1 protein-coding gene is annotated in these 363 nt (G+C 64.5%); it reads left to right on the plus strand.

Annotated elements, in window-relative coordinates; all coding sequences use genetic code 11:
- Positions 1–289, plus strand: a 289-nt coding sequence (locus IO33_RS0142155) for an RraA family protein (protein ID WP_031174357.1), incomplete at its 5' end; no start/stop codon positions are given.
- Positions 290–363: the final 74 nt, after the last annotated feature.

Consider the following 363-nt stretch of genomic DNA (forward strand, 5'->3'; position numbering starts at 1 on the left):
CGTCGACGGCGCCGGGTCGGTGCACACCGCCCTTGTCGGCGACGTGATCGCCGAACTCGGGCGGTCCAACGGCTGGAGCGGGATCATCGTGAACGGTGCGGTCCGCGATTCGAAGCTGCTCGCCGGCATCGACATCGGTATCAAGGCTCTCGGCACCAACCCGCGCAAGTCCACCAAGACCGGAGCCGGAGAGCGTGACGTCCCTGTTGAACTGGGCGGTCTCACCTTCAATCCCGGCGACCTCGCATACAGCGACGACGACGGCATCGTGCTCGTCGCGGCCGAATAGGAGACATTGATCATGGGCAAGCCAGATACAGCCACGTTCGACCGTTTGCGAGGGCTCATCGCCATCGACGATCC

The organism is Streptomyces durhamensis (assembly GCF_000725475.1).
GTDB classification, from domain to species: Bacteria; Actinomycetota; Actinomycetes; order Streptomycetales; family Streptomycetaceae; genus Streptomyces; species Streptomyces filipinensis.